This is a genomic window from Pseudoalteromonas sp. SG43-8, from assembly GCF_014164245.1.
Taxonomy (GTDB): domain Bacteria; phylum Pseudomonadota; class Gammaproteobacteria; order Enterobacterales; family Alteromonadaceae; genus Pseudoalteromonas; species Pseudoalteromonas distincta.
The window spans coordinates 100,033-125,772 of the sequence record NZ_JACJEX010000003.1 but is presented as its reverse complement, the minus strand read 5'-3'; the positions used below and the strand labels follow the sequence as shown (position 1 = coordinate 125,772).

21 protein-coding genes are annotated in these 25,740 nt (G+C 37.8%); 8 read left to right on the top strand and 13 right to left on the bottom strand.

The annotated features are described in order from the left end of the window. Positions 1-48 precede the first annotated feature (48 nt). Positions 49-351: a DUF1496 domain-containing protein gene (locus H5122_RS08160; RefSeq protein WP_182681601.1), complete on the bottom strand. Its 303-nt coding sequence runs from the start codon at positions 349-351 to the stop codon at positions 49-51. A gap of 126 nt (positions 352-477) precedes the next feature. On the opposite strand from H5122_RS08160, the gene H5122_RS08155 reads away from it, so the two are divergent. Then, the gene (locus tag H5122_RS08155; protein ID WP_007375551.1) at positions 478-711 is read left to right on the top strand and encodes a TIGR02647 family protein; all 234 of its coding nucleotides are present in this window, start codon (positions 478-480) and stop codon (positions 709-711) included. Between the two features lie 11 nt (positions 712-722). On the opposite strand, the gene maiA is transcribed toward H5122_RS08155, so the two are convergent. Together maiA and hmgA are read right to left on the bottom strand one after the other, a co-directional pair. Further along, entirely contained in the window at positions 723-1,352 is a 630-nt protein-coding gene (maiA, locus tag H5122_RS08150) for a maleylacetoacetate isomerase (protein ID WP_024591819.1), read from the bottom strand. 2 nt (positions 1,353-1,354) lie between these two features. After that, a complete protein-coding gene (gene hmgA, locus H5122_RS08145) occupies positions 1,355-2,656 on the bottom strand; it encodes a homogentisate 1,2-dioxygenase (RefSeq protein ID WP_182681602.1) in 1,302 nt (433 codons plus the stop codon). A gap of 151 nt (positions 2,657-2,807) precedes the next feature. On the opposite strand from hmgA, the gene H5122_RS08140 reads away from it, so the two are divergent. After that, positions 2,808-3,239: a MarR family winged helix-turn-helix transcriptional regulator gene (locus H5122_RS08140; RefSeq protein WP_024591817.1), complete on the top strand. Its 432-nt coding sequence runs from the start codon at positions 2,808-2,810 to the stop codon at positions 3,237-3,239. A gap of 52 nt (positions 3,240-3,291) precedes the next feature. Here the strand turns inward: H5122_RS08140 and H5122_RS08135 are convergent, their stop codons facing one another. The 3 genes from H5122_RS08135 to H5122_RS08125 form a co-directional block, all read right to left on the bottom strand. Beyond that, positions 3,292-6,411: a TonB-dependent receptor gene (locus H5122_RS08135; RefSeq protein WP_165742535.1), complete on the bottom strand. Its 3,120-nt coding sequence runs from the start codon at positions 6,409-6,411 to the stop codon at positions 3,292-3,294. Positions 6,412-6,747: 336 nt separating this feature from the next. Further along, entirely contained in the window at positions 6,748-9,930 is a 3,183-nt protein-coding gene (locus tag H5122_RS08130; RefSeq protein WP_182681603.1) for a TonB-dependent receptor, read from the bottom strand. Positions 9,931-9,973: 43 nt separating this feature from the next. Next, positions 9,974-10,828 (bottom strand): S1/P1 nuclease, encoded by an 855-nt coding sequence (locus H5122_RS08125; protein ID WP_182681604.1) that lies wholly within the window; start codon positions 10,826-10,828, stop codon positions 9,974-9,976. Between the two features lie 251 nt (positions 10,829-11,079). Between H5122_RS08125 and H5122_RS08120 the strand changes: the two genes are divergently transcribed. Continuing rightward, on the top strand, positions 11,080-11,946 hold the full coding sequence (locus H5122_RS08120) for a hypothetical protein (RefSeq protein WP_182681661.1): 867 nt from the start codon (positions 11,080-11,082) through the stop codon (positions 11,944-11,946). Further along, positions 11,939-12,883, top strand: a complete 945-nt coding sequence (locus tag H5122_RS08115; RefSeq protein ID WP_182681605.1) for a hypothetical protein — start codon at positions 11,939-11,941, stop codon at positions 12,881-12,883. The genes H5122_RS08120 and H5122_RS08115 overlap by 8 nt, the downstream gene beginning before the upstream one ends. Before the next feature lie 29 nt (positions 12,884-12,912). On the opposite strand, the gene ushA is transcribed toward H5122_RS08115, so the two are convergent. Both ushA and H5122_RS08105 read right to left on the bottom strand, forming a co-directional pair. Beyond that, positions 12,913-14,544, bottom strand: coding sequence for a bifunctional UDP-sugar hydrolase/5'-nucleotidase UshA (gene ushA, locus H5122_RS08110; RefSeq protein ID WP_182681606.1), 1,632 nt, complete (start codon positions 14,542-14,544; stop codon positions 12,913-12,915). Between the two features lie 87 nt (positions 14,545-14,631). Next, positions 14,632-14,817, bottom strand: a complete 186-nt coding sequence (locus tag H5122_RS08105; RefSeq protein ID WP_024594581.1) for a hypothetical protein — start codon at positions 14,815-14,817, stop codon at positions 14,632-14,634. A 250-nt stretch (positions 14,818-15,067) separates the two neighbouring features. Here H5122_RS08105 and H5122_RS08100 point away from each other — a divergent pair, with 250 nt between their 5' ends. After that, a complete protein-coding gene (locus tag H5122_RS08100; RefSeq protein WP_182681607.1) occupies positions 15,068-15,808 on the top strand; it encodes a peptidylprolyl isomerase in 741 nt (246 codons plus the stop codon). Positions 15,809-15,875: 67 nt separating this feature from the next. Here the strand turns inward: H5122_RS08100 and H5122_RS08095 are convergent, their stop codons facing one another. Continuing rightward, the gene (locus tag H5122_RS08095) at positions 15,876-16,292 is read right to left on the bottom strand and encodes an MAPEG family protein (protein WP_002959052.1); all 417 of its coding nucleotides are present in this window, start codon (positions 16,290-16,292) and stop codon (positions 15,876-15,878) included. 239 nt (positions 16,293-16,531) lie between these two features. On the opposite strand from H5122_RS08095, the gene H5122_RS08090 reads away from it, so the two are divergent. Then, positions 16,532-19,414, top strand: coding sequence for an insulinase family protein (locus tag H5122_RS08090; protein WP_182681608.1), 2,883 nt, complete (start codon positions 16,532-16,534; stop codon positions 19,412-19,414). A gap of 247 nt (positions 19,415-19,661) precedes the next feature. On the opposite strand, the gene H5122_RS08085 is transcribed toward H5122_RS08090, so the two are convergent. After that, entirely contained in the window at positions 19,662-21,044 is a 1,383-nt protein-coding gene (locus tag H5122_RS08085; RefSeq protein ID WP_182681609.1) for a Na+/H+ antiporter NhaC family protein, read from the bottom strand. Positions 21,045-21,367: 323 nt separating this feature from the next. Here H5122_RS08085 and H5122_RS08080 point away from each other — a divergent pair, with 323 nt between their 5' ends. Then, positions 21,368-21,595, top strand: coding sequence for a hypothetical protein (locus H5122_RS08080; protein ID WP_370626123.1), 228 nt, complete (start codon positions 21,368-21,370; stop codon positions 21,593-21,595). 201 nt (positions 21,596-21,796) lie between these two features. Then, entirely contained in the window at positions 21,797-22,138 is a 342-nt protein-coding gene (locus tag H5122_RS08075; RefSeq protein WP_310736069.1) for a GNAT family N-acetyltransferase, read from the top strand. On the opposite strand, the gene H5122_RS08070 is transcribed toward H5122_RS08075, so the two are convergent. From H5122_RS08070 to H5122_RS08060, 3 genes are read right to left on the bottom strand one after another with little or no spacing between them, the layout of a single operon-like run. Continuing rightward, positions 22,135-22,743 (bottom strand): PqiC family protein, encoded by a 609-nt coding sequence (locus H5122_RS08070; protein WP_138490393.1) that lies wholly within the window; start codon positions 22,741-22,743, stop codon positions 22,135-22,137. The two genes, H5122_RS08075 and H5122_RS08070, sit on opposite strands and share 4 nt — an antisense overlap. Beyond that, positions 22,743-24,398 (bottom strand): intermembrane transport protein PqiB, encoded by a 1,656-nt coding sequence (gene pqiB / locus H5122_RS08065; RefSeq protein WP_182681610.1) that lies wholly within the window; start codon positions 24,396-24,398, stop codon positions 22,743-22,745. The genes H5122_RS08070 and pqiB overlap by 1 nt, the downstream gene beginning before the upstream one ends. Continuing rightward, entirely contained in the window at positions 24,395-25,561 is a 1,167-nt protein-coding gene (locus H5122_RS08060) for a paraquat-inducible protein A (RefSeq protein ID WP_259395764.1), read from the bottom strand. The genes pqiB and H5122_RS08060 overlap by 4 nt, the downstream gene beginning before the upstream one ends. Positions 25,562-25,740 lie beyond the last annotated feature (179 nt).

Genomic DNA, 25,740 nt, shown 5'->3' with positions numbered 1-25,740 from the left:
ACTACTTATTTAAACTGCATGCATTGTAGCTTAAATCAGCTTTTAGCGCTAATTCACAGTGATTGTTTTAGGAGCTGTTGGGTAAATAGCATTACCTTGCTTATCTATTTTAAGCCAAATGAGTTGGCTGTTACTGTGTTGGGGTGTTTTAGCACTACACAAAAGTGTAAAAGAATGAACTTGTATTAATGCCCCTTCGCTATAGCGTTTGTTGTCGTACCAACAGTTAGCTTCTTCATTTACAAACTGGTTTGCATCAATAATTGAATGGGTTTTTAGCGTTGTCGCTTCACTAAGTATTGAATACGATAAGCTGCTAAAACAAAAACATAGAATTAAAAAGTTACGCATTAGAGGCCTTTAAATAGGGAGGGTTAAAAATAATACATTAAGCTAAAAAACGTGCTAGTGTAAAGTACACAAAGTGATTTTAAGTATAAACTTAGTTATTCACAGAACAATAAAAAGGTGCACACAATGCAATTTAATCAAACAATGATCGAAGAATTCACACTATTAGCAAAGTTTCCTCGCGACAGTAAAATGCAGGGTATTAAATTACATTCAGACGCAGAGCCAAGCTTACTTAGCGCAGCGCAACGTTTATTTGAAAAAGGGATTATAGATAGCCCAGATGGCGGATATTTAACTGATCTGGGCTTAGATTTAATTGAGCACGTTACGGTTATTCATAGCGCGCTACAAAGTTAATCTAAATTAGCTTAATTTGCATCGGGTTGATTTTGTGGTGCAGCGTCATTAAATGCAGCTAATTTATTACAATGTTCGTAAATGGCTGCAATTTTTGGATAAGCGCTCATATCTACGTTAAAACGAATTGCATTAAATACTTGCGGCACTAAGCAAATGTCAGCAAGTGTTGGTTGGTCACCAAAGCAGTAGCCATTATTTTCGTTTAGCATCAGTTCTATTTTTTCAAAACCCACTTCTATCCAATGTCGATACCACTTATTCTTAGCCTCGTCATCAACACCTAATTCGTTTGATAAATACTTCAGCACGCGTAAATTATTAACAGGATGAATATCGCAAGCAATGGCAAAGCTTAAGTTTCTTATTTGCGACTTTTGCCACGCAGTCCCTGTAATTAATGGCGATTGCGGATAAGTTTCATCTAGCCACTCAAGTATTGCAAGTGATTGTGCTAAAACACCATCATTGGTTTCAAGTGCCGGTAGTAAGCCTTGCGGATTAGTCGCTAAGTATTCTTTCCCAAGCTGCTCCGATTTTAAAAGGTTAACAATAGCAAGTTCATGATCGATTGCTTTTAAGTTAAGCGCTATACGCACTCTATAAGCCGCTGATGAGCGAAAGTAGCTGTATAATTTCATAATTAATCCTGTGAACCTGTAAATTGTTTTTTAATTGTGCGCCAGCAATCGGTGTAATTTGGTTGGCGCTCTTTACCTTCTAATGCATATTTTGTCGGTGAAATTATATAGCGCGACTCAAACATAAAGGCCAATGTGTTTTCATATTTTTGTGGTGTAAGCTCAGTGTTTGAGGCTTTTTCAAATACGTCGGCTTCAGGTCCATGTGGCGACATACAATTGTGTAAACTTGCGCCACCAGGTACAAAACCATGCTCTTTTGCATCATACACACCTTCAATTAAGCCCATAAATTCACTCATAATATTGCGGTGATAATACGGCGGGCGAAATGTATTTTCGGCTACCATCCAACGCGGTGGAAATATCACAAAATCGACATTTGCCATACCCTCAGTAGCAGAAGGAGAGGTTAGTACAGTGAATATAGAAGGATCGGGGTGATCAAAGCTCACTGTATTCATTACATTGAAACGCGATAAGTCGTATTTATAGGGCGCACTATTACCCGTCCATGCAACCACATCAAAAGGAGAGTGCTTAATTTCACAGCTAAATAAATTACCGTTAAATTTAGAAACAAGCTCAAAGTCACCCTCTTTATCTTCAAAGGCCGCTACAGGGTATTGAAAGTCTCTGTCGTTGGCATAACCGTTTGCACCAACAGGTCCTCGCTCTGCAAGCTCTAACGCATGCCCATAATTTTCACAAATATAACCACGGGCTGTATTATCAATTAAGTCAACTGAGAACTTAATTCCTCTGGGAACTACAGCAATTTCACCTGGTTTAATGCTTAACTTACCGCACTCGGTGTGAATTAATAACTCACCTTGCTGAGGGACAAACAACATTTCGCCATCGGCATTGCAAAAGTAACGCCCTTGCATTGACTGATTAGCGACATATACATGAATGCCAATACCAGATTGCCCATTAGCACTGCCATTAGCAGCCATCGTTACTAACCCATCAATAAAATCAGTAGGCTGTGAAGGCATATCAATAGGATTCCAACGTAGCATTGTTGGTGGTGTTACGGCTTCAGTGATTGGGGCTGTTCTTATTAGGCCGTTATCAATTGCTTGGTAATCACCTTGCACTACAGACGGACGAAGGCGGTAAAACCAAGTGCGACGATTTGAAGCGCGAGGAGCCGTAAATGCAGTCGAACTAAATTGCTCTGTGTATAAATCGTATTTAACTTTTTGTGGGCTAAATTGTCCTATTGGCAGTGCACCGGGTAGCGCTTGTGTTTCAAACTCATTACCAAAGCCGGTCATATAACTTAATTGTGTCGCCATTACTGACTCCTGTGAGAGGGGGTTGGTTTAATATTATTTTTATTTCAGTTAAGATACTCTCAAGTGAGACTAATATCAAATGTGCAACTACGCATCCGTGTAAATATTAATGAACACTAAAGTAAGCCTTATAAAGCTGGGATAACTAAAAATGAAAATTGATTTAGCAACGTTTTTACCTTATCAATTAACGAATGTAGCAACACGTGTAAGTAATGACTTTGCCGAGGTTTATCAAACTAAATACGGTTTAAATATTCCGCAGTGGCGAATACTTGCTAATTTAGCGCAATATGGTCAGAGCAACGCAAAGGATTTATGCACGCAAGCAAATATGGACAAGTCGACAGTGTCGCGTGCGGTAAAAGTTTTAATAGATAAAGGTTTAGTGAAAAGTGAGTTAAATGCACAAGATAAACGCGCGGCCTTACTTGTACTGAGCAAAGCAGGGCAAAACTTATATGAGCAAATAGCACCCGATGCACTGAATTGGGAAAAACAATTACTGAATACTTTGACTAATGAAGAATACGAAGTGTTAGTGGGTATTTTTGAAAAGTTAAATAACAAATTAAAGGCATAAAAAAGCCCACCAAAGTGGGCTTTTAAAAGATGTTTTAGGCTACAGTTCTAAATTAGAAAGTGTAACGAACACCTACACGCATTTCCCAAAGAGATGCATCACGTTGAGTTGTGGTGCTTGCGTTATTCCCGTTAAAGTTTGAATAAACGTAACGGCCTTGGTCATCAATATCTGTTGAAATCATACGAGCACCAACGAAAGGACCTTTTTTCAGTACACCCCAATCATCGTTTAACATATTAGTTAAGTTATCGATTACGAAGAATGCTTCACCTTTATGGCCATCCATGAACCCAGGTACTTCTTGAGTTAGCTTAAAGTTAAACTTAACAAACCAATCAGAGTTTTGAGCGTTACGACCTGAAATTTCACCACGTTTTAATCCTTCAGATGCAATGAACTCATTAAATTCATTAATCTCATCTGCTGACATGTTATAAACAACGTTAGGATCGTTTACTAACGGTACATAAAGTAGTTGGCGAGAATCATTTGAATTAAAATCACCAAATGTATCTTCATCGTTACCATTAAATGTGAAGCTGTAAGGCAAGCCTTTGTATGCTTCACCAAATAAATTAAAGCGAGTGCTATATCCATCGATAAATTCATGTGTGTAAGCAAGGTTTAATGTAAAGCGATGAGGTATTTCATAATCTGATGAAGATACACCAGGATCTAACGGGTTAGACGTTGCCAAGTTACCGTAGTTAGAGCTCGCTGTTGAACTTGTCATTGGGTTAACATCATCAGCATCTGTATAAGCATATGATAGTTGTACTTTAATACCGTTATCGAATGCTTTGCTTACAGCTGCAGAGATAATTGAAGTTTCACCACTGTCACCATTAACATTTGTTAAAAGTAAATCACCGTCACGTCCTTCAATAGAGGTTAAAATTGGACGACCATCAAAAGTAGTAGTACCACTGTCAGTAAGGGCTTGGTCCATTAACGTTGCTGCATCACGCTTTTTGGTGTAGAGATAATCTAATGAGATTACATATTCGTCTTCTGTTGTATAAGTAGCCCCTACTGAATATTTCCATTCCGATGGGATTTCAAAATCAGAAGCTACGGCGTTCGTAAAGCTATCTCCAGAACCAATTACTGTGTTAGCTACTTTATCAAACTGTGATTGTGGTACATCAAAACCTGGTTTTCCACCATTCACATTTGGTGTAGCAAATAAATCAATAGATCCAAACTGATTTGCGCTAATATTTGTGATGCCGTCGTTTGAATATGAGTTAGATAACCACACATTCGGATTACCACCTGAAAATAAGCCCAAACCTGCGCGAACTTCAAGTGCATCAGTTGCATACCATTCAAAGCCAATACGTGGTTGAACTAAATCCACACCATCAAATGTTGATTGGTTACTGAAACCATAACGTGCAGTATAGTTTTCATTTAAAGTAGGCTTGTCATCGCTAGTGTAACTGTCGTAACGAAGACCAAACGTTAGTGATGCATCAATGTCTGAGAAGCTATATTCATCTTGAATATAAAAAGTATGTTGAGCATATGAGAAGCTAGCGCCGGCATCTGCAGCATTATTCGTACCTGCGGCATTATTGTAGAAAATTGCACTTGCAATTCCTGCTTCGTAATCATCAATACTTGCAAAACTCCATTCACCTTGCGTGTGTTGAACGAATTGGTTAAATACTTCTAGCTCTTCATACTCGTAACCAGCTGTTATCGTGTGCTGGTCAAGGTAGTAAGTACCAGCAAGTTTAAATGTAGTTGTATCGTAATTTAAATCGTTTGATTGACGAGAATCATCTGGACCTAAATATACTCGACCTCCATCCGATGTGTTTACTTGGAATTCACCAAAGCTGCTTGCAGCATCAAGTGATTCAACACGTGCATCTAGTTCCGATTTACCTAAACGAACTTCAGTTGAAAAATCGTCATTCCAGTCTGAGTATATTGAACCGATGATTGAAGTAAATTCTGCACCTTGCTCATAAAAGTGACTATCTAACGATAGGCGAGTTGAACCAGTATCTGATTGAGATAATGTAAAGCCGTCATTATAGTTATAAACTAAGTTAGCACGGTGAGAATCGTTAATGTTCCAATCTAATTTAATTAATATTTTTTCATCTTCTACAGGTGCACTCGAAGGAGTGGTACCTGCATCATAACCATACACATTTTGTGAAATTTGTTGGATACGAGCTAAGTCGCTTTCAGAAACACTTGAACCTAAAGGGTCATAATTGAATTGTGCTACCCCTTCTAGCTTTTCATATGAAGTATATAAAAATAATGAATCTTTAATTAGAGGTAAGCCAACATTAAAACCGTAGCGTTTTTCATTATAACTACCGTTATCAACGTCTTCGCCTTCAATTTTATCACCTTTCATTGAATCATTTGTGTAATCGAAAAACACGCCACCATGAATTTCGTTGCCGCCAGATTTAGTTACAGCATTGATGTTACACGCTGTAAATCCACCGTACTGAACATCAAATGGTGCAAGTTCTACAGCTACTTGCTCAATTGAATCAAAAGAAAAAGGTGCGCGAATAGTAGGGTAACCATTTGAGCTTAAGCCGAAGTTATCGTTCATACGAACGCCGTCTAGCGTTAAACTATTAAATTTTGGATTACCGCCACCACAGTTAATAGTGCCGCGGCTATCATCTATTGCTACTCGTGGATCAACACGAATGATATCTTTTAAATCACGGTTAATAGCAGGCTGATTCTCTAGATCTGTAAGTGTGAAAGTAGACGCCGGGCCAGTACCGCCAGACATAGAGCTAATTGGCGCGCCAGAAACTACGATTTGTTCCATGCTTGATTGTGACTCAAGAGAAACGTTTACTGGATAATCGTTACCAATATTAAGAATAATGTTATTGAATTCTTGGTCTGCATATACATCTGAATCAACAATTACTTTATAAGGACCGCCAACTCGCAGGCCTTTAGCTGTAAAATAACCAGCGTCATTTACTTCAGTTGTTTTTACTGATCCAGAAGGTACGTGTAAAATTGTTACTTTAGTGCCGGCTGCTGGGTTGCCGTTAGGCCCCATTACTTGACCTTTAATTGCAGAGGTCGTTTCGTTAGCCATTGCAGCGCCACTTACACCAACACATGCTGCAATAGCAAGTGAAAGAGCTGTTTTGCGTAATTGAGTTTTCATTTAATTTTCCCGTGTAGTTATTAATTAAATTTTTATATTTTTATTTTAAAATTTTTCAAAATAAACAGTTAAAGTTCATTTATTCAAAATCCGTTACTAGTGTACCTTATTTATTCGTTACAAATAAAATACAACTGCAATATATTTTTAATAAATAGTACTATTTTTGTCTATTTGAGTGTTTTTTTGAGCAATAACTCTATATCGGGGTATATATTACGTGCGCTTTATGACAAACATGTGAAATTGGGGTGTGAAAAACAAAAAACCCATTACAAATTTGCAATGGGTTTTGTTAACAAATAACTTAATGTGTTATTACTTACCTATTAAGGCTTAAAACTTGTAGCTAATACCAACTTTAGCCTGCCAAGCTGATGACGATGAATTGATTTGTGAGTAATTACGCACATCTGCACCGCCAAAGCTGTTGTCTATTTTATATCTGCCTTGGTCATCAAGGCCACCAAAGTCATAAATAGTTTGGTTAGAGTAACCTAAGCGTTTTTCTACACCCCAGTCGCTGTTTAGAAGGTTTGCGAAATTATCAATCATTAGATAAACCTCACCAGTGTGACCTTCAGCAAAGCCTGGTATTTCTTGCTTAATGCTAACGTCCATCGTAGTAACCCAAGGTTGAGTTGCTGTATTTTTACCTAAAATACCACCACGCTGAGATATACCAGCACGCTCTAGTAATGGTTCTAACTCAGCCCAAGTCATACCTGATTCATCCCAGTTTACATTTGGATCATCAGCACCTGTAGGTATATATGGTAAGTAAGCACCATTACTGAAGAAACTACTCGTATCACCCAAATCACTGTCTTTATACATGTTCATTGTATAACTAAATGGACGACCTGAACGACGTTCAAAATACACGTTAAACTTAGTCGCATACCCTTCAAAAAACTCTGTGTTATATGCTAAGTTGATTTTAAAGCTATGCTCAACTTCGTAAAAACCACGTGCTGCAATATCTTCATTACGATTTACTGTAATATTATGCTTGTAGTTACCTTCCGCTTGAGAAGCTGAACCGGCTGATGACTCGGTAACATCCTGGTGAGCATAGCTTGCCGATACAAACAGGCCATTATCCCACTGTTTAGCAATACCTGTTGAAATAATAATTGAACGTCCATCATCAGATGAATTCGTCATTTCTATGTCAGCGTTATCAGCTAAAGAGCCACTATAAATAGTTTCATTTATGACGCGTTCACCATCAGCTGCAATACCGATTGGGTTAATAGATGTATTATGCCATACCGCCTCATTCTCTTTTTTATGATAAGCAATCTCTGCTTGCCATTTAAAGCCATCACCTAATAGTTCAGAATCAAACTCATATTCAAAACCTATTTGGGTGCGAATGCTTGAAGGCAATTTAAAATCAGGGTCGATATAAGCAACGCTACCAGCACCTTGTTCTAATGAGTTTTTAATTTCATCAGGCACCTGAGTAATATCGGCAGTGTTATTTGCATAGTAGTCGTTAATTACATCGTTAGGAGCAGATACTAATGTAATACCATCGCTTTGGAATGAGTTGTTATACCAAACATTTGGAATACCACCTTGGAAGCGACCAATACCACCGTTAATAGTAAGGGCTTCTGTTACGTAGTATTTAAAGCCAACGCGAGGAAGTATAATGTCTAGACCATCTAGATTTTCTTGGTTAGTAAAGCCATACGTATTCGCAAAATTTTCATTTAGAGTTGGTTTATCATCTGATGATAAACGTTCATAACGAACACCTGCTGTAACTTCTAAATCGTCACCTACATAAAAAGTGTCTTCAATGTAGAGTGCTAGTTGGTTACGTCTTACATCATATGCTGTATCAGCTGAATCATTAGTGTAAGCATTCTGATAAGAGAAATCATAAGAACCAATTTCACGGTTTTCAAAATTCTCTAAGCTATCAAACTTCCACGTGCCAAGAGAGTTTTCAGCAAATAAGTTATATAAACGAAGTGACTCATATTGAGCACCAAAGTTTATTTCATGCTCATCCATTAAATAGGTAGCATCGAGTGTGAAAGTTAAATTTTGCGTTTCAGAGCGGTTAGCATGACGATATTGATCTGTACCAAAGTTGTAAGAAGGGCCATTTCGACCATCTTCATCAACTGAAATACTACCTAGGTTTGAGCGAGTTGCGCTATCAGAGGTAACATCTTTATATGACACACCAATTTCAGTAGAAAAATCTTCAGTCCAATCAGAGTAAAGCTTTGTTGAAAAGTTATTGAACTTCGTTACGTAGGCGTAGGTGTTCGATGTTAGTACAATATTATCGCCACCGGTGCTAGTGTTACGCTCATCTTGATCGTCTTGCCATTGGTAAGTAAAATCTAAACGATGGTCATCACTTGCGTTCCAGCTTAGCTTAACTAACAGGTTTTTATTTGTATCTTCTGGCGCACCTGCTAATGAATCAGTCAAGCCATATTCATTATTTAAAATAGAAATGAAACGGTTATAGTTAGCTTCTGAAGTATTAAATTCGTTAGCAGCACCAGAGCCGTCAAAGCCGTAATCAAGATCTAATTCGCTTGACCATTCTGAATAGTTAACGAAATAAAACAGTTCGTCTTTAACAATTGCGCCACCAACGTTAAAACCAAATCTTTCTTCAGTTTTAATCGGCTCTACTTTATTTGTAGAATAAGTTTTATGACCTAGCTCATCAAGATCGTCTTCTTGTACAATATTATCGACATCGCCAGCTATCTCAGGAGTAGATATTTCATAAAAGCCAGAAAATTTAAACTCATTTGTACCAGATTTTGTTACTGCATTAATAGTACCGCCACCAAAGTTACCTTTAGAAGCTGAGAAAGGAGATACATCAACAGAAACTTGTTCAATAGCATCAAGTGCTACAGGAGGCTGAGAAGTAGGGTAGCCACCAAAGTTCAAGCCAAAGTCATCATTTTGACCAATACCGTCAACAGTTAAACCGTTGGTACGAGGGTTACTACCTGCAAACGTTAGCTCGCCATTACCATTAATACTGGCAAGTGGGTTTAAGCGCGCAATATCTTTAATGTCGCGGTTAAAGCTTGGCATATTTTCAATAGTATCAGAACCAAATGAGCTGCTTGAGCCACCAGATTGCTGAACGATTTTATAACCAGACACTTCAATTTTTTCAATGTTTAGCGGAGCAAGCTGCGAACTTAAGCGGTATGTTTCACCCAGATTTAGATAGATATTTTCAACAGTTGTATCATTAAACTTATCAGAATCGATGATAACCATGTAAGGACCACCTACACGTAAGCCATTAGCGATAAACGTACCACTTTCGTTTGTAGTTAGCTCGCTAATAGTTCCCGTTGGTTGGTGAACTACTTTAATTTTAACGTTTGCAGCACTGCCACCTGAAGGCGTTGTAATTTTACCACGCATTGCAGATGAAGTATCAGCAGCCATTGCGCTTGTAGAAACACCTAGAGCTAAAATTACCGCTCCAGTTAATTTCGAAAGGCGAAGCTTAGTCATAATGTTGATTTCCCGTGTGTAGGTTATATAAATTTAATACTGTTTATTTGTCAGTCGTCATTTTTAGTGCCGTTTCTAACTCTTTTGCAGAAGGGTCAAATAAGGCGTTCAATAGTCCAGCTAGTCGAATACCCGCTTGTTGTAGGCGTGTTTTAACAATTGGAGTGTTGTTATAAATGTAGCTGTACCCAACTTCGTCGTTGGTGTACTTATAAATTTTTGTTGCTAAATTGTGTGATTCTTCAACCCAAGTTTTAGGTGAGCTTTGTAAATACTCAGCAATTAACTCGCTGTTATTTGTATCAATAAATTGAGCGTATTCAGTAAACGACAAGTTCTCGTTCTCAACTAACTTTGTATCCCAAAGGCTGTGAAGATTTGTTTCTTCGTTAAAAAATGAAACCTTAATACGGTTACCACCTCTGTCTTCACCTCGACCGGCATGAAATGGCTGATGGCTATCGCCTACTAAATGCACTAAAAAACGCAAACTGAACTGCTTAGCATCTAAGGTGCTATTTTTATTAGTGAGTGTTTGCATTGAATAGTGAATGCCTTCTAGGATATTACTTACAGATTCTTTGTTTTTAGTGTGATCGTGATTGAAGCTGAAAGATTTTCCTGGTGCTGCATTAATATAATGCCAACGAGATGATTGCTTTTGCCAAAAGTCGCCAGGAGCAGAGCGCATTTCATCAGGCCACGTTGATATTTGCGCAAGTGACTCACCATCTAAATAAGGTTTAATTGCTGCTTTAGTTGTTTCGCTTATATGAGATTGTGCAATCTGCCCTACAATACGGTGGCCATTTTGACCCCAAGCGTGTGAGTTAGTGCTTGTGAATATCGCACTAATCAAAAGCGCAGAAGATATCGAGTACTTTATATTGTTATGCATTAAAACTTCCTAAATGAATATTTCATGGGGTTGCTATAAGCTAATGCGGTCAATTGTCCTCATTTTTAACGTTGATAGGAAGGACTTATTAAAATTCATAGTTTCTTATTAAATTGAGTTTAAAATCAGTCTCTTATATTTAACAGGTAAAATTACTTGTTGTAATGGGTAAGCGAAATTGTTCAAATACACTATATCGTCTATTTTTGGGTGGCATTGCTTTGAATTATAAAAATATTGTGTTGCACAAAATGTTATTTGTTACATTTTTGTTTCTATTATTGGTCGTTACGTGGGTTTGCGGTCAAGTTAGTGTATACAATGATGATTTACATTTTCCGGTTATGATCGAAACCTCAACAGAGTGTCAAACAACTGCTACAAGTAATAAAGGCCAATTAATTGTTTTTACACAATCAAAAAAAATAGCCAAATTATTAACACAAAAGTTATGCTCTGATAACGTAGTAGCTAAGCAATATGGCTCTGTAAAAGGGTATTGGGGGTATAGAACGGCAGACAGCTTTGAGTTTGTGGGTAAAGGAATTGCTGACTTAATTTTGGCTAAAAACAATATTATGGCAGCCTTTAAAGCAGAGTCGACATATAACTACCAGCCCGTTGTTGGTTTTTCTGACTACACGGCTTTTTTTATATCTTCTAAAGAAAAACCTCGAATTACTAAACAATATTTTTTAGATAAACGCATAGGTTTGCTTGATTATCCTACCAGCCGATCAGGGCATATTTTACCAAAGCAAATGTTTAAAGAACTGGATATAAATTTAGCTAATTTGAAAATCACTTATGCTAGTTCTCATAACGAATTACGCGATTTACTCGCCGACGGAAAAGTAGATATTATTGCTTCGTTTTGGAAAGAGAGTGACGAAAAACGTTTTTCAAAAAACTATATTACGCCTTTGAGTAATAATATTACTGGAACAAGATGGTATTTAAAAATGCAGCAAAACAATACTGATTTATTATGTGCAGTACAGGCAAATTTGCTTGATATGTCTAAAGATCAAAGTTTGCATTATTATCAAAATGCACAATCGTTTTGGAGTTGCGGTACTAGCTCAGTAAACTTAAAAGAGGAAGTTAGTGATGAGTAAATATAAACAACTACTTGTTTTACTATGCTTATTTTTAACTTTATCTTCTGTGTTTTATATTTCTGTAATTCAAAAAAGCCAGCAAGTGACTAAACAAAAAATAACGCAGATAGAAAGGCAAATAGCACTCGACTTACCATTACTTGATTTATCAAATGAGCTGCTAAAGCATTCAGGGAATAAAGATGCGGTTAATAGCTACATTAAAACCTTAAACAGCTACATTAATTCGAATGATCTTAAAGTTGTTGCTATTGCACCAAAAGGCGAAATACTAGCACCTGTAAACTTACACCAAATAACACGTAGTTTGAGCACTAATAACGGACCTGTATTAGTTGTATTTAACGTTCAGCAAACCGACTTTACAGTGAGCCATCTTATTTACTATTTTATATTTTTAGTATTAAGTGTGTTGATTAGTTTTTGGGTAAAGTTTGCGTTTATCAAACAAAGCAATAAGCAGTCTAATAATGCACAGCATCAATCAATTGCAGAGCCTACGCCGCTGATACTTATAGTCGATCTTAACGATAAGACATTATCAAGTAGTTGTAATACAGAGCAAAAAGTGGGTTTAGCTAATAAGCCATTATGCTTTTATTTAGCACTTGTAGAGTATTGTACAAATAACGATGATGTAGCGCTTAGCCATAACAAAGATGTACCAGAGGAGCTTCTAGAGCTCGCTAACAAGTATTTTTATAGGTTGGTCGAACTTGGTCATACAGTTAGAAAAAGGCCTAACTTTAATAATAGCCTAGAAAAAACGTTGAGTGAGATACGTGCAGCATTAGATGAAGTACTTAGCGAGTCTCCTGAAGAAAAAGAGTTATATTACCCACCTAAAGCCTATGGAGAAGGCTCTCGTTCTCGTTTGCATAGTTATGGGCTGGCAAATATTAAAAAAGGTAATATTGAAATAAGAGGAAAGTAACTAGATTACTTTCCTCTTATTCTTAGAGGTTATTTAGGGGTAAATTCAGCCGCTTTGAGAGGGCTATTTTTTGATATAAAGTCTTGAAGTGCTTTAGCATCTGTTTCGTCTGTACTTACAAAGCCTTTTTTATTTGTAAGTGCAGGATAACCATCACCGCCTGATGCGTTATAGCTATTTAGACTCATTCTGTATGTTTTATTTTTATTAAGCGGTTCGCCATTGATCAAAACATTAACCAACTGATTATTTTTACGCTCAAACGATATTTTATGGTATTGCAAATAAGCACCAGCATCCGGTGGGAAGCTCGTTACTGTATTTAAGTAATCCCATAAATCACTGCCTTGCCAATCCATATAAGTAATGCGGTTTTTAAAAGGATGTACTTTTAAAATATCTTTATAGCTTACTTTACCAGCCTCTATTGAGCTGCGAATACCACCGCCACTTATTAATCCAAAGTCTGCATTTACTACATCCATTTGAGCTTGAATAATTACACGTGCAAGGTTTGTTTGTTGGTAACGAACTTTGTTTCTGTCACCTTCTAAGCGAGCATCTACTTCACCAATGGTACCTTCAATTTGTTTAGCGCCTTTAGCTTGGTATACCGCTAAATAAGATTCAAGTTTAGGGTCTGGTTTAATGTACTCGTTTGCTAATACTGCTTTAGTAGAGCCATCAGCTTGAACTTTATCTACATACAAATTAACAGGCATGAGTTTGTAGTCTAGTAACGTTAATTTTCCGTTTTCAAGCTTAAACTCAGCTTTACCAACATACTTACCCCATTCATGGGCTTGCATAATGTAAGTACCGTTTTGCTGGTCTGGCTTACAGGCAAGGCCAGGTTTAAAGTTGTCGTCATTTACATTTGTATCACTCATACACACAGGTTCTTGTGAGTGACCGCCAATGATCATATCAAGCGTGTTTGCAGGAAGTGAGCGAGCAAGTGTTACATCACCTGGTGCATTAATGCCAAAGCTAGCATCAACATAATGACCCATATGAGTCAGCGCAATGGTAATATCAGGGTTGTACTTAGCTTTTATTTCTTTAGCTAGTTTTGCGGTAACGTTAACAGGGTCTTTAAACTCTAAGTGGCCAATATACTGAGGATTACCAATTTTAGCTGTGTCTGTTGTTGTTAATCCAATAACAGCAATAGTTAAGCCATTTTTTTTGAATATTTTATAGCTATCAAACGCATGTTCGCCTGATTCTTTTTCAAATATATTGGCTGATAGAAAAGGAAAGTTCACCCATTTTTGCTGTTGCTTCAATACATCAATAGGGTTATCGAATTCGTGATTACCTAATGCCATTGCATCATAACCAATCAGCGACATACCTTTAAAGTCAGGTTCTGCTTTTTGTAAATCTGACTCAGGAATACCGGTATTAATGTCACCACCAGAGAGAAGTAAAACGGCATGACCTTGCTTTTGGGCGTCATTACGTAAAGAGTCAATTAACGTTTTGCGAGCGGCCATACCGTATTCGCCTTTTTCGTTTTGCCAAAAACGGCCGTGATTATCATTAGTATGAAGAACAGTTAAATATTCAGTAGGAGTACTGTTAGAGGTTGATTCAGGAGCAGGAGATGTACATCCAAGTACACTAAAAATAATCGAAAATAAAATAATTATACGCATAAAATACCTATGGATTAAGGTCTACTTAATTTATCAAGCGGGTAGTTTAAACTAGTTTTATGCTAAAAAAACGTACTTATTGACATTTTATTTAGAAGGTACAGTTAATCGATTTGTGGCGGCACTTTCGCGACGCTTTAACTCTGCATCCGCATATTCCCGCTTAGTATGGTTTATACCTACCATCCACGTTAAAAAGCTCGCCGGTAGTTTTGTGTATGGTTCACCTTTGTGTAAACCAAAGTCGCAAATTGTTTGTTTAGTGTGTGGCATTGTTAGATCCTGTTGTTTGTGTTTTTTTAAGGTAACAAATAAGTGACCACACTTTTAAGATGATTTAATTTTAAATAGTTAGATTTATATAGCAAAAAAGAATATAAATAATGGCATATGTAATTAATTTGTTATCAACACGGTCTTAATTGTATCAACTCACACTTTAGAATCGATTTTAGTCGCCGATGGCATTAATGTGTTAACGCATTAACTAATTATTTAAAAAATATAACAACAGGAATAAAACATGAAAAAACTTTTACTTGGCTCAGCACTTGCTGCAGCAAGTTTTACAAGCACCGCTACTATAGTTGAAATGAACACGAGCCAAGGTGTCATAGAAATTAACCTGTTTGATCAACAAACCCCCAAAACAGTCGCAAATTTTTTAAGTTACGTTCAAGACGATTCATATAACGAAACAGTAATTCACCGCTCTGTTAGTAACTTTGTTATTCAAGGTGGTGGATTTACATTTTCTGATTCGCTAGATGCGATTACTACAAAGCCTGCTGTAGAAAATGAGCCCGTTTTTTCTAATGTTAAGGGCACCATTGCGATGGCTAAATTATCGGGTGATGCTAATAGCGCAACAAGTCAGTGGTTTTTTAATATTACAGACAATAGTGCAGCACTTGATACGCAAAATGGTGGCTTTACTGTGTTTGGACAAATTACTGGAGCAAGCCAATCAACTTTAGATAAAATTGCAGCGTTAGTACACTGTGGTGAAACACCCGTGGTGGATATTACTGCTGAGCAATGTGCAAGTACTGATGTAACAATTAGTAGTGCTAACTTAGTGACTATTCAAAATGTGGCGGTAATGGATGATGATCCTAATTCAGCAGCAGGCCTTACTGTCACTGAAAATACGTTAATTGATTCTGACACATCAACAGGTTCTAGTAGCAGTTCTGGCGGCGGGTTAATTTGGCTTTTAGGTGCTTTTTTACTTGCGGTACCTCGTTTAAAACGTGCTAAATAATTAAAATTAACGGTAATGTGGATGGCCTAAACCAGCCGACCACATTACTATTATTAAACTTTGCTGTTTAAAATAGTACTCGCCAAACCATTGCTAGCCAAATTGAAAACACACAAATACAACCCAGTAAAAACACTTTAAAACGTGCGCGTACGTTATTTTCACCTAAATGAATAACACTGTGCACAATACGTGTTGCTACAAATAAACAGGCCAGTATTGCCACAAGTGTACTGGCGCTATTTAGTTGCAGTGCAAGTAAACACCCCGCGTAAAAAAGCACAGGTATTTCAAACTGATTTGAAAAGTTTCTATCTGCCACCCTAATAGTGTCGCCAGCCTTATCTAATTGCATTGTTTTAAAATCACTTAAATCTAGTTGTTTGTTTTTAGCTGCGGCAAAGCGCCTTTTACCCATAATGAGCATGACAACCAGTGAAAGCGTAACTTGTGCAAACATGGCAAGTATGATGATTTTTTCCATTGTTTTTCCTTATTATTATTTAGAATTTGCGTATTTTTTGATATTGAAAGATTTTTAATCTCGCAAGGTTGGCATACTCCCAACTAGTAGCCGATTATGAAGACATTTTTCACAATGTGTTACACAAAATAGCGTTATTTTGTAGAAAGTTATTAATTGAAAATGTTAGTTTAGCTTAACTATATTGCTTTGAATTGGCGCACGCTATTTTGCGCAATACTTTTTAATGGAAAACAAAAATGAAAAAGATTATTGGTTTTAGTGCTATCGCACTTGCAGTTTTAAGTGGTTGTTCAAATACAGCTTCGGTTTCAGTGGCGCCTCAGGCCTCTTTACTATCAGATACGTTAGTTGTAAGTCCTAACGATAACCGCGAATATAAAACACTTAAGCTGGCAAACGACATTGAAGTTATTTTAGTGTCAGATCCAGGGGCTGAAAAATCAGCAGCAGCACTAAGCGTTGGTGTTGGTTTACTGCACGATCCAATGTCGCAACAAGGTATGGCGCATTATTTAGAGCATATGCTGTTTTTAGGCACTGATCGTTACCCAGACACAAAAGGGTATTCTGATTTTATGACCAAAAATGGTGGCGCGCACAATGCTTACACGTGGCTCGATATTACTAATTACATGTTTAAAATTAACAACGACGCGTTTGATGAAGGGCTAGACCGTTTTGCTGACTTTTTCAAAGCGCCTAAGTTATACCCTGAATACACAGATAAAGAAAAAAATGCAGTAAACGCAGAGTGGTCAATGCGCCGCGAAATGGACTTTTTTGGTCAATTTAAACTCGCGCGTAAAATGATGGGCGATCACCCAGCTAATCGTTTTTTAATTGGTAACCTAGAAACGCTTGGCGATAAAGAAAACAGTTCACTTCATAAAGAAGCGGTTGATTTTTATAATAAATATTACTCTTCAAATATTATGAAAGTTGCGCTTATTTCTAATTTACCTATTGCTGAAATGGAGCAAAAAGCGCAAAAATATTTTGCTGATATTAAAAATAAAAACATCGAAAAACCAACAGTAACTGCAAAACTGGATTTTGATAACGCTGGCGGAAAACGCGTGTTTTATGCACCAAATGAAGATGTAAAACAGCTGCAACTTGATTTCACCATTGCTAATAATAATAGCGAATTTGCACTTAAACCAAACCGGTTTGTAGCGTATTTACTAAGTAACGAAATGCCGGGCAGCCCAGCACAACTTCTTCGTGATAAAGGATGGGTGTCTCAGCTTTCAGCTTCAGCTGCACCAAATCAATATGGCAACTACGGTTCGTTAAATGTAAATGTCGAGCTTACAGATGAAGGCATGAAAAATCGTGACGAAATAGTTGCGACTATTATGCAGTACATCGATTTAATTAAAAAAGAAGGCGTTGATAGTAAGTACTTCAACGAAATTCGTACTTCTCTTAATAACCAGTTTAAGTTTTTAGAAAAAGGTGATGAGTTTAATTATGTAAGCTCGCTTACGCAAAGCATGCAAGACTATCCGTTAAATCACGCTATTAATGCACCTTATTATTATGCAAAGTTTGACGCTGACGCTGTAAACAATGTACTTGAGCAGTTAAATGCCGACACCCTTCGTATTTGGTATGTATCGCAGCAAGAAGAAACAGACTCACAACTACACTTTTACGACGGTAAATACCGCATCAGTGACATTAGCGATGATGAAATTGCCAGCTGGAAAAAACCAAGCGAATTTAAGTTAGCACTACCGACTGTAAACAATTTATTGCCTGAAAATTTTGCAATAAAAACGCAAGCATTTAAAGAGCAAAAACACCCAGAACTTGCTTACGATAAAAATGGTGTAAAAGTATGGCGCCAAGCAAGTCAAAAATTTGCAGAGCAGCCAAAAGGGCTTGTTGAAGTTTATATAAATACTCAACCAGGTTTGAACGATATCAAAGCAGAAGTCCTTTATTCTGTTTGGGCTGATTTATATAATATTCAACAAAGTCAGTTAAGTACCGAAGCAGCAATCGCCGGTATGAGCGTAAGCTTAGCACCGAGTAATGGTCTTGTTTTATCTATGAGTGGTTTTACAGATAAGCAAGATGTATTGCTTAAACAAGCTTTAACCGGGTTAAAAGCCGATGAAACAGCACAAGCATTTAGCCAAGCGGTAGATCGTTTTAAACGTAATTTACTAAACCAACAAAAGCAGTTTCCGTATGCACAAGCATTTGGCGAGTATTCAAAACTAACGCGTACAGGTGGCTTTGATACAGATGCGCTTATTAAAGCCGCTGACTCACTGAGTGTTGCCGACTTAGCACAATTAAAATCAGCTACGTTTGCACAAAACGATTTACGTGTATTTAGTTACGGTAACTACGATCAGCAAGATATAGACGCGATTGCAGACGAATTAAGTGCAACATTACCAAGTAATCATAAGCGCAGTGAATTTGCACGAAGCAAAGCGTGGTTGCCACAACCGGGCGAAACGCTGGTATTACAAAAAGATATCGATGTAGCCGATGTAGCGGTGGTCGATATGACCGTTCACCCTGTTGCGGGTTACAAACAAAAAGCAGAAGCAGCTGTATTACAAAGCCACTTTAGAACAGTTGCGTTTGATAAAATGCGTACTGAGGAGCAACTTGCATACGCAGTAGGTGCGTTAGCTCGCCCAATTGAAGATTACTCAGCAATTGGTTTGTATATTCAAACACCGGTTAAAGGACCAAAAGAAATACAAGCTCGTTTTGATAAATTTAAAAAAGAGTACGCAGTTGAACTTGATAACATGAGCGAAGAGACTTTTGAGCAGCTTAAAAACTCTACCCTTGTATCACTTAAAGAGCAGCCTAAAAACTTAAGTGACGAAATGAGCCCACTTATAAACGATTGGTACCGTGAAAACTTTACCTTTGATTCTAAGCAAAAGCTGATTGATGAAGTTGAAAAAGTAACGCTTGCAGATATAAAAGACTACTACAAGCAAACAATGCTTAACCCTAATGCCGCACGTTTAAATGTACAATTACGCGGGACTAAGTTTTTAGAAAGTGACTTTGCCGATTTACCAAATCAAACTAAAATCACAACGCTTGATGCCTATTACAATGGTATTAAATTACAAAAATAAGCTTTATTTATGTAGCTAAAAATAAACCCCAATGTATCACTACATTGGGGTTTTTATTTATCTCACTATATTTACTAATAATACCAATTCGCTTAGTTAAGTGATCTATTTTGAGGATGGAAAAACGGGTTGATAGCTAGGCAAAAAATTCGCTATTTAGTTGTTCTAAATGAAAATTTTTTAACGCAGGTAGCGACTCGTTTAGCCCCGCAAAATGATTAAGTATTATTGCGGATTGGTATAATATTTAAGCCATTATCAAAAAGCCTATAACAGCTAATGCCGCAGCAATTAGCGTGTAAGGCAATTGTGTAACAGCATGGCTCATTAAATTACAACCAGAGCCTTGCGCTGCGAGCACCGTTGAATCTGAGTAAAAACAAGCTTGGCTACCAAAAGAGGAAGCCGATAATAGCGCCCCAATTACCAGTGGTATGTTTGCATCAACCGCATTAGCCAGTGGCATAACAATGGGAATTGATACAGCAAAAATACCCCAGCTAGACCCCGTTGCAAACGCTAAAATAGCCATTGAAATAAATACCACGGCTGGTAAGTATGCAGCGGTCATATAAGGGCTTAAGCTGCCAATAACAAACTGAGGCAAACCAATTAAGTCGCATACATCTTTGAATATAAACGCCGCTATAACAGTACCAATAGCGGGGATCATACTTTTAAAGCCATCAAGCATGCGTTCAATCATTTCACTTACGCTCATTAATTTTTGTAGAGCATAAAACGGGAGAGTGACCGCCATTGTTGCTAATAAGCCTTTGTATACGTCTATTTCAAAGTAAACAGTAAATGCAACCAGTAAAATAATCGGCACCAAAAAGTTACGTAATTTACCTTTAGGATCAGCATCTTCAAAGTTCTCTTCTACGGCTTTTACTGCATATTCATCCGCTGTTTGAACATCATTGTATTGGGCTGGATCAACTTGAGCTTGCTCAATTTGTGCCATTTGCTCTGCTTTTTTCATTGGACCAATCGCAGGAATAATACCCAGCACAACAAGTAAAACAACAAGCACTGCAAACCACGCATAAAACATATACGGTATGGCTTGGATATAAACCGCAATCCCTTTGCCTTCTTCAGCAATACCGTTATCTACAAGTAAGCCACCAAAAAAAACCGCCCAGGTAGATAAAGGGACAAGTACACAAATTGGTGCAGCAGTAGAGTCTACAACATAGGCAAGCATCTCACGGCTCACTTTAAATTTATCGGTAATGCGTTTCATGGTTTCACCCACGGTAAGCGCATTTAAGTAGTCATCAATAAAAATAACTACACCCAAACAAAAGGTCATAAACAAAGATGAGCGTTTACCTTTAGTGTATTTAAGGGCTAACTTGCCAAAAGCCGATGCGCCACCTGTACGCACTAATAGCGCGATTAAAGCGCCAAAGCCACCACATACAAGTATTAGCCAGCCGATGGTTTCGTCTGTCATCACTTTTAGCGATGTACTCGAAAAGTTAGTAAGTACTTGTGCAGGATCGGCGATAACTAAACCAACTAAAGCACCAATAAGTAAAGATAAAATAGGGCGGCGTAATACAACAGCCAATACAACTACCACCAACGGTGGCAGTAAACTTAACGCAGAAGGTTCAAGCATTTAAGTATTCACAAAATTAAAAGCATGTATAAAAATTAAAATAGTATTAATTTTTAAACTGCTTATACAAAAACAAAGAAGATGATAAGTTTGTTGTAAAATCATCTTCCAAGTCACTGCTTTTGTACGCGAGGGAGGGACACATAAACAGTTATGTTAAATAGCGGCTTAAGTGAAACGCGTTGGCTTTGGCGCCAGACGGTGCAAGGAGTGCAAACCGCTATTGTTGTGCCTGTAAAAACATCGGCGCAAAAATAATCTGCTTTTTAATTTCAGTCAACAAAAAGTTACATGCAAAACAAAGTTTTTTAGAGGAGCTTATATTGAACGCTGTATTTAAAACAAATCGATTGTTGTTGCGCCATGCAAATGAGCTTGATGCAGCTATTTTACTTAAGCTAGTTAATCAAGCGAGCTTCATAGAGCATATTGGTGATAAAGCAATTTATACCCTTGATGATGCCAAGTCGTACATTATAGGGCCTGTTTATCTTTCGAGGTTAAATTTGCAGCAGTATGTTTGGTATTTAGGCAAGGCAGAGCCTATGTAGTGTGGTTATTCCCCATAAATAGGCGATAACACAGCATAAATGCCAAACATGCGCTGCCCGAAGGGTTCTACCTAGGGGCAATTAACTCTTTGTTGGTCGGTTTTTACTTAGCCCACTAGGTTACAAACCTCACGCCGCGATTAAATTGCCCCTAGATTGAACAGATTTTAATCCTGAAAGGTCAACAGGCCCTAGTCATTTATTGCTTCTCATGTACGCCAAGGCTTTGGGCCTTACATTATTACTTTGCATAATGCTGTAGTGGTTGGCGTTGTTGGGTTTTATAAACGCGCCGCGTTACTGCAACCTGATTTAGGTTTTGCACTTGTAAGCGGTTTTGAAAAAAAGGGTTATGTTTTTGAAGCGGCCAGCGCACTTTTGCAACATAAGCATGAATTTGGAATTACAAAACTGTGTGCAATAACATCACCAGATAATAGGGCATCGCAGAATGTGTTGTTAAAATTGGGTTTTAAAAGAGAGGGCAAGGCGGTTATCAATGATGATAAAACCGCCGTGATTATATTGTCACTTAACGATTAAAGTCTTGCTTGTTCTATTTGTTTTGCAACATTTAGGTTTATATTTAGCCATGTTGCTTCAAGTGTTGAAACTAAACCGTCATAGCCATCATCATCAATAGGGACCAATTGCGAAAAATTATTAATACTTATAAGGCGTCGGCCTGTTTCAGGGTGTGTGTAATATAAACGCCAAAGCCCAGAAATATCAGCGTTACCTTGCATATCGCCATTAAAGTGGTGAATTTCGTATTCAAGCTCATAAAACGTTTGTTGATCAAGTTCAGTAATGACCGGTAAGCCTTTTATTACCATCCAGTTGGGCATAGCATTAAAAAGTGTTTGCTGGGCTGTTGCAGTAAGCATTACATCCGGCGATTCGCCCCACAGGTTATAATTTGCAGCATGAATTTGGTTGCTATCTATTTTCATCGCAATGCCCAAATTATTTAAAGCGCCTCTAAGTACAACAGTTTGTATTCTTAGTTGCGCATCTGTATCTGCAACGTTTCGAGACGATGCACCTATAGGCTGCTCAAACTGGTAATACTGTGTCGCAGTTTGTATTGCTGAACTACAACCTGCCAATAGTAATAATAAACTTGCGGTTAAAAATAACGATTTCATTATTGCTTCCTTGGTTTTGGATCTGCTGGTAATGATTTATCAAAAATTAGCATATTAGGTTGCTCGTTTAATCCGCGAGTTAGAGGCTGTAGGCCCTCACTTAAACGTTTAAACTCTTTTAATGTTTGCTGTATTTGATGATGAAGTTCAGAACCGGCTTGGTAACTGGCCATGGTTTTATCAAATTGGCGCATAGTGACTTCAAACTGCTCCATGCTTTTTGTCATCTTTTCGAAATTACGGTTAAAGTCGCCAGGCAAGTTTTGTGTATCTTTTTGGCTTAGCAGCTCTCGCATTTCATTAGCAAGCGCTCGGTAATCGGTAAAAGTAGCTTGCATTTGTGCCAAGCTATCTTCAACTTTTAAGTTATTTACCTTATTAAGTACGTCAGAAACTTGATCTGCTAATACAGTTATACCGCTAGAAATACTCGGAAAAACATCATACTGCACAAGTTTACCTAGGTGTGCTTCTGGCGCGTCGGGGTATATATCAAAATCTACATACACAGCACCCGTTAATAAATTACCAGGCTTTAACGAGGCGCGCATACCACTTTCAATCCAGCCCTTTAAACTGCCTTGCCAATACTCTTTTGCTGAAGCACTGTCATGATACAAGCGTCCGTATTCTACTTTTATAAGCACTGGAACCGCCGTATTATGGTTTCTAAAGTGGGCAGGTTTACCGTCAATAATTACATTGGCAGGTGTTTCAACAACAGTACCTACACGCATACCTCTGTATTCGACAGGTGCACCTGTGCGTAGTCCTCGAACTGATTGTTCAAATTCAATTAGGTAGTAATCAAAATCATAAAAGCGCTCTTCTAACGCCTCTTTATAGCTTTGGCTTAATGAAAAGCTATGCCCATCTTGTGCTATTTCACCCGGGGCCTGTTGTTCAGGTAAACCAACCGAAATACCGCCTTTTAATAGTTTACTCAAAGAGCCCGTATTAATATTGATGCCATCGGCAGATAGGTCAATTTCAATTCCTGCGTTCACCCAAAAAATAGAGTTCATGGTGATCAGATTTTGATAAGGGGCTTTAATAAATACGCCGTACTTCATTGCCTGGTTTTCCCAATCAAAAGTGGCGGTTTCTATTTGACCTATTTTGTAATTTTTGAAAAATATACCGGTACTCACATCAAGCACTTCAGCGTTATAACTCATTAATTTGAAACGACCACCTTTCACATCTTTACCAATGAGGGCGGGTTCGTCTTGTAATTTAAAACGCTCTTTTAGCTCTTTACTTTCACCGGGTGAAAACTCTAAATATACACCAGACAATAGCGTACTCATTCCGCTAATACCCGTTTCATCAATGCGTGGTTTTACGACCCAAATTTTGGCATCATCAGTTAATAAGTTATTGTAGTTTTTGTCTATTTGCGCACGGGCAATAACGCTGTCTTGGGTGTCTGATAGTCGAACATGATCAATTTGGCCTATTTTTACGCTGCGCACTTTTATTTCAGTCTTACCTGCAATAATACCTTCTGCTTGTGGCATTTCGATAAAAATAGTAGGGCCTTTATTAGCTTGGTATTGGTATAACATCCACATGCCCACTAACAGCGCAATTGCCGGAATGATCCAGATAGCGGAAATTTTCGGTTCTTTTGTTATTTCGGCGGTTTCGGTCATGCTTTGTTCTCTGATTTTTTGTTTTTAGGGGAATCCCACAATAAGCGTGGGTCAAAGGCATGGGCAGCCATCATTTGGCATATTACCATAACTGTAAAAAATACAATGCCTAATCCTGGCGTTACTGACATTAAATTACCCAGTTGAACTAAGGCCACTAAAATAGCAACCACGAATACATCTATCATCGACCATTTACCAATAAACTCAGTCAGTTGATAAATTCGGGTGTAACTTTTTGTATGTTTATTGGCAGGCCTTGTAACCATAAAGCATAAAAAGCTCAATACAAATGCCTTAGCAAGTGGTACAACCACACTGGCTAAAAATATAATAGCGGCAATAGGGTAGGAGCCACTGTTCCAAAGAGTAATAACACCACCAATTAAAGTTGAAGGGGATTCATCCCCAAGGCTAGTGGTGTGCATAATAGGTAAAACATTTGCTGGAATATAACAAACAACAGAAGTAATTAGCCAAGCTGCTGCTTTTTGTACGCTATAAGGATTTCTAACGTGCGTTTTTGTATGGCAACGCTGGCAAATATTACCGGTACATAGTTGATGGCACACATGGCAGGCTTTAATATTTTCATCTATTGCACGTTTAGCATGCTCTGCGCCTTCGAGTACTTTTACAGGCTTTATTTGAGCCCATAAGCGTAGGCGATTTAAGTGAACAAGTGCAGCTATGTATAAAATAACAAACCCCACATAAGCCCAAAAACTCGTGCCGAAGCTAATATCAGCCAGCGACATGATTTTAACCATACTAACAAGTACGCCAATTAAAAATATTTCCGACATAATCCAAGGCTCTAACGCCAAAGTGAACTTTAGTAGTCGCCTTGCAATACTCTCTGGTAATGCTTTTAAAAGCCCAAGATGCAAAGGAATTAAAATAACAAGCAAACCCATGGGCAGGGCAATAATGCTCAAATCAATAAATAAGCCAAGTAGCTCACTATCATAATTAAACAAAATTCGAGCCGCGTCGGGCAGTGTAATAGTTTGAGTTATACCGCTACTACTAAATGAAATAAAAGGGTAAAACATACTGCTGAGCAACATTAATAGTGCGCTAAAGCTTAGTGCAACTATGCGACTGTCGTGATTAACATCGGCTTCGCAAAGTTTATGGTGACAATGTGGGCATATCGCCATTTGTTTTGCGATTATGCGAGGTATATCTATGATCAGATCACAACAGGGGCAGACAGTTTGCAATTTAATACCAAGCAAGAAGAATATTTCTTCAATTTTGCTATATTTAATACATTAATACAACGCGTTCTGCCATCAAGCTGCTCGTTATATAAAAGAAGCGTGTGAAATATTATTTG

Excerpts from the sequence above, each read along its gene's own strand:
- H5122_RS08160 (WP_182681601.1), bottom strand. The coding sequence starts at position 351 with ATGCGTAACTTTTTAATTCTATGTTTTTGTTTTAGCAGCTTATCGTAT.
- H5122_RS08155 (WP_007375551.1), top strand. The coding sequence starts at position 478 with ATGCAATTTAATCAAACAATGATCGAAGAATTCACACTATTAGCAAAG.
- maiA (WP_024591819.1), bottom strand. The coding sequence starts at position 1,352 with ATGAAATTATACAGCTACTTTCGCTCATCAGCGGCTTATAGAGTGCGT.
- hmgA (WP_182681602.1), bottom strand. The coding sequence starts at position 2,656 with ATGGCGACACAATTAAGTTATATGACCGGCTTTGGTAATGAGTTTGAA.
- H5122_RS08140 (WP_024591817.1), top strand. The coding sequence starts at position 2,808 with ATGAAAATTGATTTAGCAACGTTTTTACCTTATCAATTAACGAATGTA.
- H5122_RS08135 (WP_165742535.1), bottom strand. The coding sequence starts at position 6,411 with ATGAAAACTCAATTACGCAAAACAGCTCTTTCACTTGCTATTGCAGCA.
- H5122_RS08130 (WP_182681603.1), bottom strand. The coding sequence starts at position 9,930 with ATGACTAAGCTTCGCCTTTCGAAATTAACTGGAGCGGTAATTTTAGCT.
- H5122_RS08125 (WP_182681604.1), bottom strand. The coding sequence starts at position 10,828 with ATGCATAACAATATAAAGTACTCGATATCTTCTGCGCTTTTGATTAGT.
- H5122_RS08120 (WP_182681661.1), top strand. The coding sequence starts at position 11,080 with ATGTTATTTGTTACATTTTTGTTTCTATTATTGGTCGTTACGTGGGTT.
- H5122_RS08115 (WP_182681605.1), top strand. The coding sequence starts at position 11,939 with ATGAGTAAATATAAACAACTACTTGTTTTACTATGCTTATTTTTAACT.
- ushA (WP_182681606.1), bottom strand. The coding sequence starts at position 14,544 with ATGCGTATAATTATTTTATTTTCGATTATTTTTAGTGTACTTGGATGT.
- H5122_RS08105 (WP_024594581.1), bottom strand. The coding sequence starts at position 14,817 with ATGCCACACACTAAACAAACAATTTGCGACTTTGGTTTACACAAAGGT.
- H5122_RS08100 (WP_182681607.1), top strand. The coding sequence starts at position 15,068 with ATGAAAAAACTTTTACTTGGCTCAGCACTTGCTGCAGCAAGTTTTACA.
- H5122_RS08095 (WP_002959052.1), bottom strand. The coding sequence starts at position 16,292 with ATGGAAAAAATCATCATACTTGCCATGTTTGCACAAGTTACGCTTTCA.
- H5122_RS08090 (WP_182681608.1), top strand. The coding sequence starts at position 16,532 with ATGAAAAAGATTATTGGTTTTAGTGCTATCGCACTTGCAGTTTTAAGT.
- H5122_RS08085 (WP_182681609.1), bottom strand. The coding sequence starts at position 21,044 with ATGCTTGAACCTTCTGCGTTAAGTTTACTGCCACCGTTGGTGGTAGTT.
- H5122_RS08070 (WP_138490393.1), bottom strand. The coding sequence starts at position 22,743 with ATGAAATCGTTATTTTTAACCGCAAGTTTATTATTACTATTGGCAGGT.
- pqiB (WP_182681610.1), bottom strand. The coding sequence starts at position 24,398 with ATGACCGAAACCGCCGAAATAACAAAAGAACCGAAAATTTCCGCTATC.
- H5122_RS08060 (WP_259395764.1), bottom strand. The coding sequence starts at position 25,561 with ATGGCGATATGCCCACATTGTCACCATAAACTTTGCGAAGCCGATGTT.